Source organism: Neobacillus niacini NBRC 15566 (assembly GCF_001591505.1).
GTDB lineage: Bacteria > Bacillota > Bacilli > Bacillales > Cytobacillaceae > Neobacillus > Neobacillus niacini.
In genome coordinates this window covers 166,517-178,967 of record NZ_BCVA01000005.1, presented here as the reverse complement: position 1 = coordinate 178,967, position 12,451 = coordinate 166,517, and the positions used below count along the sequence as shown (strand labels likewise).

Here is a 12,451-nt window from a genome sequence, read left to right as displayed (position 1 = left end):
CCACCCCATCTTTATTTTCTAAAAGAAGACGAATCCTACTATAGGACTCGTCTCGATATCTTTATTATAATCCTTTTAACTCATTTATACGAGCCTCTACTAGCGCTCTTTTTTCACGATAGTCTTTTTCCTTTGCCCGTTCTTCGGCAACTACACTCTCCGGTGCCTTTTTCATAAAGCCTTCGTTGTTTAGCTTCTTTTCAACTCTGTCTACTTCTTTCGTTAACTTGTCGTATTCTTTCTGTAGACGAGCAATTTCTTCGTCAATGTTAATTAAACCTTCTAGTGGAAGATAAATTTCCAAGCCGGTAATAACAGCCGTCATTGCCTTCTCTGGTGTTTCAAGGTTTGTTCCCAATTGTAATTCTTCTGGGTTACAGAATTTTTCGATATAGTTCCGGTTCTTTTCAAGTGCTTTTAGTACTGAATCATCCTTCGCCTTTACAAGCATTTTAATCTTCTTGCTCATTGGCGTGTTTACCTCAGCACGAATGTTTCGTACGGAACGAATCATTTCCATTAACATCTTCATTTCTTGAGCGGCTTGTTCATCAGAGTAAGCTGGAATCACTTCTGGCCACTTAGCAGTTGTGATTGACTCTCCATTATGAGGGAGGTTCTGCCAGATTTCCTCGGTAATGAATGGCATGAACGGATGTAACAAACGCATTGTCTGATCAAGAACGTGTGCAAGAATCGAACGAGTAGTTTTCTTTGCTGCTTCATCCTCACCATATAGCGGAAGTTTTGCCATCTCAATGTACCAATCACAGAAGTCATCCCAGATGAAGTTGTATAGTGCACGGCCGGCTTCTCCGAATTCATAACGCTCTGAAAGTTTGGTAACACTTTCAATGGTTTCATTTAATTGAGTTAGAATCCATTTATCTGCAACGGACTTTTCACCGCTAAAATCGATTTCATCATATGTCATGCCATCCATATTCATCAATGCAAAACGAGAAGCATTCCAAATTTTATTGGCAAAGTTCCAAGTCGATTCAACTTTTTCAAAGCTAAAACGTAAATCCTGGCCTGGAGAGCTTCCGGTTGAAAGGAAGTAACGCAATGAATCGGCACCGTATTTTGCGATAACATCCATTGGATCCACACCGTTACCTAGGGATTTACTCATCTTACGTCCTTGTTCGTCACGAACCAAACCATGGATGAGAACGTCTTTAAATGGTCGTTCACCTGTAAATTCCAAGCTTTGGAAAATCATCCGGGATACCCAGAAGAAGATGATATCATAACCGGTTACGAGTACATCGGTTGGGAAGAAGCGCTTAAAGTCCTCTGCTTCTACATTTGGCCAGCCCATTGTGGAAAATGGCCATAGTGCCGAACTAAACCACGTATCCAATACGTCTTTATCCTGCTCCCAGTTTTCGCTGTCTGCAGGAGCTTCATGACCAACGTAAACTTCACCAGTTTCCTTATGGTACCAAGCAGGAATGCGGTGGCCCCACCAAAGCTGTCTTGAAATACACCAGTCGCGAATGTTCTCCATCCAATGCAGGTAGGTTTTTTCGAAACGATCTGGTACAAAATTAACTTTATTTTCCTTACTTTGTAGGGCGATAGCTTCGTCTGCCAGCGGCTGCATTTTAACAAACCATTGTGTTGAAAGGTATGGCTCAACTACTGCCCCGCTGCGCTCAGAATGGCCAACAGAGTGCAAATGCTCTTCAATTTTGAATAGAACGCCTTGTTCTTGGAGGTCCTTAACAATTTGCTTGCGGCATTCAAAACGGTCCAACCCTTTGTACTTTCCGGCTCTGTCATTCATTGTGCCATCTTCGTTCATAACTAGAACGCGCTCAAGATTATGACGGTTCCCAATTTCAAAATCGTTCGGGTCATGTGCTGGTGTAATTTTAACGGCCCCAGAACCGAATTCCATATCCACATAGTCATCGCCAACAATCTTAATTTCACGGCCAACGATAGGCAGGATAACGGTTTTGCCAATTAGGTGCTTATAGCGCTCATCTTCTGGATGAACAGCAACTGCCGTATCACCTAACATGGTTTCTGGACGAGTTGTTGCTACTTCAATGTGTCCAGAACCGTCCGCTAACGGATATTTCATATGATAAAAAGCACCTTGAACATCCTTGTAGATAACTTCGATGTCTGATAAGGCTGTTTTTGTTGATGGATCCCAGTTGATGATATATTCGCCGCGATAAATAAGACCCTTGTTATATAAAGTGACAAATACTTCACGTACCGCTGCTGATAAACCTTCATCAAGTGTGAAACGCTCACGGCTGTAGTCTAAACCTAAACCTAGTTTTGCCCACTGTTGGCGGATATGGGAGGCGTATTCTTCCTTCCACTTCCATGTTTCCTCAACGAACTTTTCACGTCCTAGGTCGTAACGGCTTTTGCCTTCGCCACGAAGTTTTTCTTCAACCTTCGCTTGTGTCGCGATTCCAGCATGGTCCATACCTGGCAGCCATAGTACATCATAGCCCTGCATCCGCTTCATACGTGTAACGATATCTTGTAATGTTGTATCCCAAGCATGCCCTAAGTGCAGCTTCCCCGTTACGTTTGGCGGTGGAATAACGATTGTATAAGGCTGTTTTCCTTCATCATTTTGCGCTTCGAAAAACTTACCTTTAACCCACCAATCATATCGTCCCTGCTCAATCGACTGTGGATCATATTTCGTCGGCATGGTAATTTCTTTTGTTTCCATTTGACCATCTCCTTAGTTTCTTTTTCTGTCATTTAAATAAAACTAGACAAACAAAAAACCCCATTCGTCATAAAAGGACGAATGGAGTTTGCTTCGCGGTACCACCTTTTTTCCAATCATAAAGAAACTGATTGGCGCTTAAATGGATAACGGATTTGATCCGTCCTCAACTAGTGGGATGTTAATCCGTTCGCTGAAGAAGCTCAAGGGCGACCTTCCGAGTGTCTGCTTAGGAATCCTTTCAGCTAATGGTTCCCTCTCTTTAAGCAGATTAACGTCGTACTCTTCCCTGTCGTGGCTTTTTTTTTATTATATTGTTTATACTACCCAAAAAGTGTTCTAGACGTCAATAATGATAACCAAAATTTTTGTTATTTATACTATATGAGTAATTAAGCAGTTTGGTTTATGATCTCTACCTTACCTACTTCCCCATTTTTACATTTTGCATTATTAATGACAATTGTTGATTTTGCTAAAGTAATCCCAAGTATTGACCAGAAAATTGGTGCTACAGGAACCGTACTTATATTAAAAAATGCTTGAACAAGATAGCCAATAATTGTTGCAATTAAGCCATAAAAGATTACTTTTTCTTTGCCTTCAGTCAATTGAACTGCCTGAAATGCTCTTCTTAGAATTAAATAAAGAAAACATAAGTAGGTTAAAAGTGCCGGAACACCAAGTGTAATTGCAATCTGTAAATATTCGTTATGTGCCTTATCTACAATTGAATTATTCATAAATGCAATGTTCTTTTTATTATTAGGAAACACAAATTCAAAAGAATCAGGTCCGGAACCTACCCAAAAATATTCTTTTACTAAAGGCAATGAGTTTTCCCAGATAAATAAGCGCGATGAGCCTTCATGACCAGAACCTTGGTTGGTTGCGAGCCTATAAGAGTCCTTAAACACAGAATTTATCCGATTTGCATAATACCCCTGTTCGCTAGTGTTTATTAAAAATAAGAGGAAAATAAATGTAAATGCTAATATTATCCACTTCTTCCAAAGGTGTTTACGTCTTATTACAACAGTAAATGTAAGAAAAACCAATCCAATGAGCACCCCCAGGTATCCACTCCTTGTATTCGAAAAAATAAGAGCTACAAACGATAAACAAAGCGAGATAAAATAAATAAACTGGAATATTTTATTTTTAGAATTCAAATAGAATGGTATTGTTATCAGCATAACCAACACAAGATACGATCCAAAGAAGTTAGGATTATCGAAGAAAGTATAAGTCACCCCTTCATAATTCCTCATTGAACTATTCCTTGGAAATATATCTAAACTATAATGCTGCAATATTCCATATATTGATACAATCAAAGAGACCAAGGCTATACTAGAAGAAACTTTATTTAATTTCTCCTCATCAATTAATCGATAAGAAAAAAGGAAAACGCTGAAATAGCAAAAATAAGATATAAGTCCTTCTTTACGATCAATCAAACCGTACACAGATGTATATTTATTTGGGGAGAATACTGTTGAAATTTCTATTAAAGTTAGGAACACTAACAACAAAGTAACAACAACTGAATCACCCTTATCAGGCTTTAACGTTTTGTACTTTCTCTTGAACAGTATGTATAGCCACGTACAAAGGACAAATGCATATAAATATCCAGTCTTTGTCGATGTATAGTATGGATCAAAGCCCCATGGATAAATTAATAGCGGAAAAAGTATGATGAACCAGAACATTTTTTATACTCCTTATATTGCATAGATAGATTATTACCCTCAAAAAATTTATCTCCTAGGACTTTATTATTATTTCATTTTTCCTATTCTGGTTCAATAAAAGAATTATGGATAATATAAAGTTCTTTAAGGTCATTTTTTCTAATAAATGGTTATTTTATGAGGAATTTACACTACATAAAGAATATACATAAAAGAAATGCCATTTTGGAGAGGATGGTTGCAATGAAGCGGAGGAAGTTTATCACCAAGTATGCTTATACTCCATGGTTTCGAACCACCAGGAGAGTGTGTGCGCAGTTGATCTTGCCGTTTACGATATTCCAATTAATACGTACATTGTTTATTCCAACCGTATTTGATGTCCTTTTATTAACGGTTTTTATTGCGATTGCCGTATCAATCTATTTCGAAATTGTTTAAGAGCCCAAAAAGCAAAAGTTATTGCTGCTGGGCTCCTTCTTTTGCCTTTTTCTCCTGCTCATCAATTTCCGTCATTCTCATGACTACATATTCAGAATTCTTCAAATGCCAGTATTTGCGTTGCAGCATTCGGACAAATTTCAACTCATTTTTAGGCTGTTCTTTTTTATAATAACGTTCGGCCACCTGAATGATTGGAATTGGATAAGCTAAATAACTAAAAAATAGTAGTTTTTCATCCACTTTGAAGGGAAAATATTTATAGTAATGGTAAATCCACTCAACCGCTTCATCATTTCGTGTTGGCGGGCTATTAAAGGAACGTGATAAGTATGGCAATAAATCATGAATGGGTGAGCCGTAGCGGGCATTTTCAAAGTTAATAAAATAACCATAACCCTTGTCGTCATATAGAAAATGCTCGGAAGATACTTTTCCATGGGTAATCACCATTCGTGCTTTTTCTTCTTCCTTTGTTTTTTCATACCATTCTTCGAATTTCGTTTTAGAAAAGCGAAGTGCTTGAGTTATTTCGTTATAGTATAAACAAAACACCAATTCAAATGGCGACATGTACGTCTTTTTTTCACATTCATCGATAAACCCATCAAGAAACTCCTGATTCTTATCAAGTACGGCAATCGTTTTTTCGTAATGCTCTGTCCGCTCCTCCTTATTCACGGTGATCTCTTTGGCAGATAACGTGTGAAGCCTGGCTAATTCGCGAAACAGCTGCTGGTGTTTCTGTGTCCTGTCTTCCTTTACTTCATTCGGCATCCAGGGCATTAAGTAATACAAGGCTTTATCATGAAGAACAGCATATCTTCCGTCCATAGTTGGGTAAATAGGGACAATTCGATTGTAGCCCTTTTGGTAAAGAAGATGAACATGACGAATAAAGTCTGTGCCATTTGTCGGGTCCATTTTCTTTAATGCAAAGGTCCCTTTATTGGAATAGATTTTCTTAATATTGCCGTGTTCTTCAATAAAATTAGGCGTTACTTGGTAGTGATTTAAAATGGGTATGAATAATTCTACCTGATTTGCGTCGCGCATCGACATTCATCTGCCTTTCAGCCAGAGCAATATCCTTAAAAAGATGTGAGCAGGTTAGAAACCCGCTCACTATATGTTTGGTTGATTATTTTTTTGCTAATGCGACAGGTACGTATAATACTTGACCCTCATAAACATCCTGGTTGAGCTCAAGATTATTGTAACGCAGCAGATTAGGAACGGATACGTCATAACGGTCGGCAAGACTATCCAGTGTATCACCCTTTTGAACGATACAAACTTTTAATCTAGCTTGGTCGGAGCTGTCTTCCTTACGGGCAAAGAACTCCGTTAAGGTCATTGTTTTCTTTTTTTGTGCCTTCTTTTTTGCTTGTTTCGGTGGCGCTTCTGGGGATGAAGAACTCTCCTCCATCACTGGTTCTTTTGCTTCTGCTGGTTCTTTTGCCTTTTCTTCTGCAATTGGCTGTACTGGTGCTTTCTCGACGATTTCTTCTATCTCTTGCACCGGCTCAACTGCTTCACTTCTTGCATGTTCAAAAACAACAGGCTGTTGTGGCTGTTGTAGTTCTTCCTCTTCTTCAGGCTCTTCATAGGTAAAGGTTGGGAATTTCGGAAAAGCTTCCACTTTCTCTTCTTCTGGCTGTTTCCTTGCTTCTGCCTCAAATAAGAAAGTATCCGCAAAGTGATTCTCTTCTTCAGCTTCTTCTTGTTCTTCCATTTTAGGAACTTCTACCTGATAGCGATGGAGAACTTCAAACTCTTCTTCTTCTACAACTTCTTCCTCTTCTTGTGTTGAATCGTACAGGCCGCTGATGGTTAATTCTGCGGACAATTTAAGACAGCTGCGTTCCGGTATGGAATAATCAAATGACTCCACAATGACATCAATATCATAAATGCTTTGAATCCGATTGTTGGGGATGGTAATATCGACAGGAAAACGGTGTGAGAACTCACAAATGCCTTCCTCCTGTGGATCCACTCTTTCTACATATTTTTGGCTAGGTACATTTTCTTCCTCTTCCCCTGTACTATCTTGGTCATTTCTATATTCGCCTGTTAATTCCAGCGAACCACGTATGGTTACGTATTGATCATTTTCCTGGATGGTAATATCCGGGTCTAGAGAAATCGACACAAGTTCAGCTACTTCCTGTCCTTTTCTAAACCACAAAGACTCCTCCAAGGAAAATCGCAGGCACGATTGATTCTCCTGAGACAAAGCGACTCCTCCTTTCGTTTCCTTTTAAGCAAAATCACTATGTCACTTACACTTTATGAACAAGTGATTTTAAATATGATAAAAAAGGCTTTTTATGTAAAAAAGATTAGTGGGAGTACTCTATTTGACCGAAATCGTTATCTTCTTTTATTTGGGGCAAGTGGGAGCACTCCACTTGACCGAATTCGTAATCTTCGTTCATTTGGGGCAAGTGGGAGCACTCCACTTGACCGAATTCGTAATCCTCTTTTATTTGGGGCAAGTGGGAGCACTCCACTTGACCGAATTCGTAATCCTCGTTCATTTGGGGCGAGTAGGAGTACCCCACTTGACCGAATTCGTAATCCTCGTTCATTTGGGGCAAGTAGGAGCACCCCACTTGACCGAAACACGAATCCTCGTTCATTTAGGGAAGTGGGAGAAAAGGATTTCCCCAAAACAAAAGACACTCATCAAGTTGATAAGTGTCTAAAAGGTATTATTTTAGTTTTGAAAATGCAACTTCAACTGCTTTAATTGTCTTCTCAATATCTTCTTCGGTATGTGCAGTAGACAAGAACAATCCTTCAAATTGAGATGGCGGCAGGAATACTCCTTGTTCAGCCATTTCACGATAGTAGGCAGCAAAATAATCTAGGTTAGAAGTTTTTGCTGTTTCATAGTTGATGACAGGTTCTTTTGTAAAGAAGAATCCAATCATTGAACCTGCACGGTTAAACGTAACAGGAATATCATATTTTTCAGCCGCAGCGGTAATTCCTTTTTCAAGTAAATCCCCTAAGCGCTTGAACTCTTCGTAATGCTCTGGTGTTAATTGTGTTAATGTCTCGTAACCAGCAGTCATGGCAAGCGGATTTCCGGAGAGGGTTCCTGCTTGATAGATTGGTCCCGCAGGAGCAATTTGCTGCATGATTTCAGCCTTACCGCCGTAAGCACCAACTGGCAGACCGCCGCCAATTACTTTACCAAGACATGTGATATCAGGCGTGATATTGAAATAGCCTTGCGCACAATTATAGCCCACACGGAAGCCGGTCATAACTTCATCAAAAATCAACAATGCCCCGTTTTCGGAAGTGATTTCACGAAGACCTTCTAAGAATCCTGGAAGCGGCGGTACTAGACCCATATTTCCAGCAACCGGTTCAACGATAATACAAGCAATATCATCACCGAATTGTTCGAACGCATATTTAACGCCTTCAAGGTCATTGTATGCAACAGTAATCGTGTTCTTAGCCACTCCTTCAGGTACACCAGGGCTGTCTGGTAAACCGAGTGTAGCAACCCCAGAACCAGCTTTAATTAAGAGGGAATCACCATGGCCATGGTAGCAGCCTTCAAATTTTAAAATCTTGTTACGGCCTGTATAGCCGCGTGCTAAGCGAAGCGCACTCATAGTCGCTTCTGTTCCAGATGAAACCATCCTTACTACTTCAATTGATGGTACACGTTCAATAACAAGTTTAGCCAGTTCATTTTCCATTAAAGTCGGTGCGCCATAGCTTGTACCAAGCTCAGCAACCTTTTTAATTCCTTCAACCACTCTGTCATTTGTATGACCAAGGATTAGCGGTCCCCATGATAATACGTAATCGATATATTCATTGCCATCGATATCATAGATTTTTGAACCTTTTCCTCTTTCCATGAAAATCGGATCCATATTTACAGATTTAAAAGCACGTACCGGGCTGTTAACACCGCCAGGCATCAAGTTTTTAGCTTCTTTAAAGGCTTCTTGCGATTTTGTATATGAGCGCATTATCTGTTCCTCTTTTCAGAATAAAATTATTAATCTTCTTTCAACCAGCGGCACGCGTCTTTGGCAGCATATGTAATAATAAGGTCTGCGCCTGCACGTTTAAAGGCAATTAGCATTTCCATCACCGTTTGTTTCTCGTCAACCCAGCCGTTTGCAGCAGCAGCTTTGATCATCGAATATTCACCACTGACGTTATACGCTACAACAGGAAGATTAAAGTTATTTTTAACATCACGAACGATGTCAAGATACGGCATACCTGGCTTCACGATTAAGAAATCGGCACCTTCGGCCACATCGGATTCTGCTTCCCTGAAGGCCTCCATTCGGTTTGCTGGATCCATTTGATACGTTTTACGGTCACCGAACTGCGGTGCGCCCTCTGCTGCCTCACGGAAAGGTCCATAAAAGGCTGAAGCATATTTAACGGCATAAGACATGATGGGAATATCTTTAAATCCGGCTTCGTCTAAACCAGCACGAATCGCTGCAACAAAACCATCCATCATGTTTGAAGGGGCAATAATATCTGCACCTGCTTCGGCTTGAGCGATAGCTGTTTTTACAAGTAAATCAAGAGATTCGTCATTTAAGATTTTATCGCCTTCGACCATTCCACAGTGTCCGTGGCTGGTATATTCGCACAAGCATGTATCCGCAACAATGATGATTTCTGGATAATGTTTTTTAATCCATCGGGTTGCCACTTGGATAATGCCATGGTCATGGAAGGCTTGTGTTCCGCACTCGTCTTTTGTAGTCGGAATGCCAAATAATAGAACGGACTTAATTCCATGTGCAACGATATCATCCATTTCCGCTTTAAGGTTATCCATCGATACTTGGAAAACCCCAGGCATGGAAGATACTTCTCTGCGGATGTTTTCACCTTCATAGATGAATAACGGATAGATGAAGTCGTCTGGTGTTAAGTGATTTTCTCTAACGAGTGCACGCATATTAGCACTTGTACGTAATCGGCGATGACGTGAAAATTGAAGTTCCATTTAATATTTACCCCCAAATTCTATTTTCAAATATCATTTTTCTAAAAATTGGATCGTGCTTTTAATCATATCGTTTACGGTATACTCCTCTGGGGAGACGTGAACCGGCAACCCATAGGCAAGTAATCTTTTTTCAGTAACGGGTCCGATGCAGCTAATCACACATCTTTCGATATGCTTCTCTAGTTTATACTTCTTTACCACACTCATAAAGTGATTAACTGTTGAAGGACTTGTGAACATTAAGATATCCAGTTCATCATTAGAAAGCATTTTAGCTAATTTATTGGTACTGTCTTCGGGCATATATGTCTCATAGATCACGATTTCATCTACAAGCACACCTCGGTTACTAAGAGATGTAGAAATATATTCCCTTGCCAGATTTCCTTTTGGAATCAACACTTTCGAACCACTCGGCACTATTGGCAAGAACTCGTCGGTAAATACCTCCGTTACATAGGCAGAAGGTACAAACTCTGCTTTCAATCCTCTTTCCAGCAATACCTCTTCTGTTTTCTTACCGATCACAGCAATTTTAGGAAATGAGTTATGATTTTTATTTTTATAAAAAGAAAAGAACGTTTCGACTGTGACATTGCTTGTAAAAACAATCCAGTCATATGTATCAATCTTATTCATAGCATGTTGCAGCTGAGCTGTGAGCTCAATTGGCCGAAATGCAATAAGAGGGATTTCGATTGAAATCCCTCCATACTTTTCGACAAGTTGTGAAAAGGATTTTGCCTGACCCGCTCCACGAGGCACCAGGACCTTTTTGTCTTTCAAACCTAATGGTTTTAGCATTGACCTTCAAGCTCCCGTTTAACCTTCTCAATCAGGTCTTTAGCTCCTTTTTCAATTAATAGGTCCGCAGCTTGAATGCCAAGCTCTTCTGGGTTCGTTCCTCGTAGTTCCTCTTTAAAGATTTCTTGGCCTTCAGGAGAAGCGACTAATACAGTCAAAACGATTTCATCATTATCCGCTATATAGGCAAAGCCTGCAATTGGCACTTGGCAGCCGCCTTCCATTTTTTGAAGGAAAGCACGTTCCGCACGAACTGCTCTTTCTGTTTTCTTGCAAGTGAATTTCTCAAAAAGTTCAAGAAGTTCCTTATCATCTTCACGGCACTCGATGGATAACGCACCTTGACCAACGGCAGGTACGCACACATCGGCATCAATAAACTCGGTGATGGTTTCTTTTGCCCATCCAAGGCGGGAAAGACCTGCTGCTGCTAGGATAATAGCGTCATATTCTTCATCTTTAAGCTTTTGTAATCGTGTATCAACATTTCCACGGATCCATTTAATTTCTAAATCTGGACGCTGTGCTAAAATTTGGGCGCTGCGGCGAAGGCTGCTTGTGCCAATAATCGCTCCTGGCTTTAAATCTTTTAGCTTAATATGATCTCTTGAAATTAATGCATCACGGTGATCCTCACGGAAAGGAATGCAGCCGATTGTCAGCCCCTCAGGCAGAACAGCTGGCATGTCCTTCATACTATGAACAGCCATGTCAATTTCTTTATCCATCATAGCCTGTTCGATTTCCTTAACAAATAATCCTTTACCGCCTACTTTTGAAAGTGTAACGTCAAGGATTTTATCCCCTTTTGTGACAATTTCCTTTACTTCAAATTCAAAGTTGCCGCCAAGCTTTTTAAGCTGTTCTATCACCCAGTTTGTTTGAGTAAGAGCCAATTTACTGCGTCTAGAACCTACGATAATTTTTCTCATGACTGCCTCCTATGTTATGAATACCAAAAATGAAATGATGATAATTGACCAAATAAGAAAAAGTTGATTAATACAATTAAAAAAGAACCGACATTCCAAAGAGCTAGTTGTCTGCCTGACATATTTTTTACGATACGCAGGTACAAATAGATACTGTATCCGGTTAATAGAATAAATGATCCAATAATTTTCATATCGTACCACGGCATTCCAGGAACCTTTAAGAAGGCCCATTGTAAACCTAAGATGAGACTTAATAACAGCATTGGAACCGCAATTACAACTAATATGTAAGAGGATCGTTCCAGCTTACTTAAATCTGCAATTCTCAATAGTCTAGTCCCCCATTTTTTCCTTTTCAATAAATCATATTGAATCAGATAGAGAAGAGAAAGAACAAAAGATAAAGAGAAGGCTCCATAAGATAGAATCGCCATTGTAATATGTATAAGCAAGAGCTCAGACATTAGCTGATTGCCGATGACATGGGAATCATATGTAATCGGAGCAAACGTGTGAATAGCCATGACAATAAAACCAAGAATATTGGTAAAAAATACGATGAAATCGACCTTTAGAAGACGGTTGATTCCAAGCGATAGCGTTATCAAAATCCAAGCATAAAAATATAAACCTTCAAAGATTGTTAAGACTGGAAATCGTCCTGTTTTAATCATATAAGAAGTAAGAAAGACTGTTTGTAATACCCATACAAACGCAAGTAACCAGAAGGCGATACGGTTTGCCCTCCGGTTATGATGTAGAAAGTCGAAAAAATATAACAACACACTGAAGGCATATAGGACAACTGTCAATTCGTGCAGCCGCGTCATATGGAAGTCAAACATATTCA

Annotated in this window: 11 protein-coding genes and 1 other annotated feature; of the genes, 2 read left to right on the top strand and 9 right to left on the bottom strand. The window is 39.7% G+C overall.

Translation table 11 applies throughout. From position 1 onward, the window contains the following. Positions 1-64: 64 nt before the first annotated feature. Entirely contained in the window at positions 65-2,710 is a 2,646-nt protein-coding gene (locus BANA01_RS06960; RefSeq protein WP_063252257.1) for a valine--tRNA ligase, read from the bottom strand. Positions 2,711-2,780: 70 nt separating this feature from the next. Further along, positions 2,781-3,015: a binding site (T-box leader), on the bottom strand. A gap of 87 nt (positions 3,016-3,102) precedes the next feature. After that, positions 3,103-4,170 (bottom strand): O-antigen ligase family protein, encoded by a 1,068-nt coding sequence (locus BANA01_RS06955; RefSeq protein ID WP_218008383.1) that lies wholly within the window; start codon positions 4,168-4,170, stop codon positions 3,103-3,105. 480 nt (positions 4,171-4,650) lie between these two features. On the opposite strand from BANA01_RS06955, the gene BANA01_RS29050 reads away from it, so the two are divergent. Continuing rightward, positions 4,651-4,848 (top strand): hypothetical protein, encoded by a 198-nt coding sequence (locus BANA01_RS29050; RefSeq protein ID WP_082799419.1) that lies wholly within the window; start codon positions 4,651-4,653, stop codon positions 4,846-4,848. 18 nt (positions 4,849-4,866) lie between these two features. Here BANA01_RS29050 and ysxE read toward each other — a convergent pair whose 3' ends face one another. Together ysxE and spoVID are read right to left on the bottom strand one after the other, a co-directional pair. After that, positions 4,867-5,904, bottom strand: a complete 1,038-nt coding sequence (ysxE, locus tag BANA01_RS06950) for a spore coat protein YsxE (RefSeq protein WP_063252290.1) — start codon at positions 5,902-5,904, stop codon at positions 4,867-4,869. Between the two features lie 85 nt (positions 5,905-5,989). Continuing rightward, positions 5,990-7,087, bottom strand: a complete 1,098-nt coding sequence (spoVID, locus tag BANA01_RS06945) for a stage VI sporulation protein D (RefSeq protein WP_063252253.1) — start codon at positions 7,085-7,087, stop codon at positions 5,990-5,992. Between the two features lie 39 nt (positions 7,088-7,126). On the opposite strand from spoVID, the gene BANA01_RS06940 reads away from it, so the two are divergent. Then, entirely contained in the window at positions 7,127-7,603 is a 477-nt protein-coding gene (locus BANA01_RS06940) for a hypothetical protein (RefSeq protein WP_169803655.1), read from the top strand. On the opposite strand, the gene hemL is transcribed toward BANA01_RS06940, so the two are convergent. From hemL to BANA01_RS06915, 5 genes are read right to left on the bottom strand one after another with little or no spacing between them, the layout of a single operon-like run. Then, the gene (gene hemL / locus BANA01_RS06935; protein WP_063252250.1) at positions 7,566-8,852 is read right to left on the bottom strand and encodes a glutamate-1-semialdehyde 2,1-aminomutase; all 1,287 of its coding nucleotides are present in this window, start codon (positions 8,850-8,852) and stop codon (positions 7,566-7,568) included. The two genes, BANA01_RS06940 and hemL, sit on opposite strands and share 38 nt — an antisense overlap. Positions 8,853-8,881: 29 nt before the next feature. Beyond that, on the bottom strand, positions 8,882-9,859 hold the full coding sequence (gene hemB / locus BANA01_RS06930) for a porphobilinogen synthase (protein WP_063252249.1): 978 nt from the start codon (positions 9,857-9,859) through the stop codon (positions 8,882-8,884). 33 nt (positions 9,860-9,892) lie between these two features. Next, positions 9,893-10,666 carry a uroporphyrinogen-III synthase gene (locus tag BANA01_RS06925; RefSeq protein ID WP_063252247.1) on the bottom strand — a complete coding sequence of 258 codons (774 nt, stop codon included), beginning with the start codon at positions 10,664-10,666 and terminating at the stop codon, positions 9,893-9,895. Next, on the bottom strand, positions 10,660-11,598 hold the full coding sequence (gene hemC, locus BANA01_RS06920; protein WP_034675629.1) for a hydroxymethylbilane synthase: 939 nt from the start codon (positions 11,596-11,598) through the stop codon (positions 10,660-10,662). The genes BANA01_RS06925 and hemC overlap by 7 nt, the downstream gene beginning before the upstream one ends. Positions 11,599-11,612: 14 nt before the next feature. Beyond that, positions 11,613-12,446, bottom strand: a complete 834-nt coding sequence (locus BANA01_RS06915; RefSeq protein ID WP_034675632.1) for a cytochrome C assembly family protein — start codon at positions 12,444-12,446, stop codon at positions 11,613-11,615. Positions 12,447-12,451: the final 5 nt, after the last annotated feature.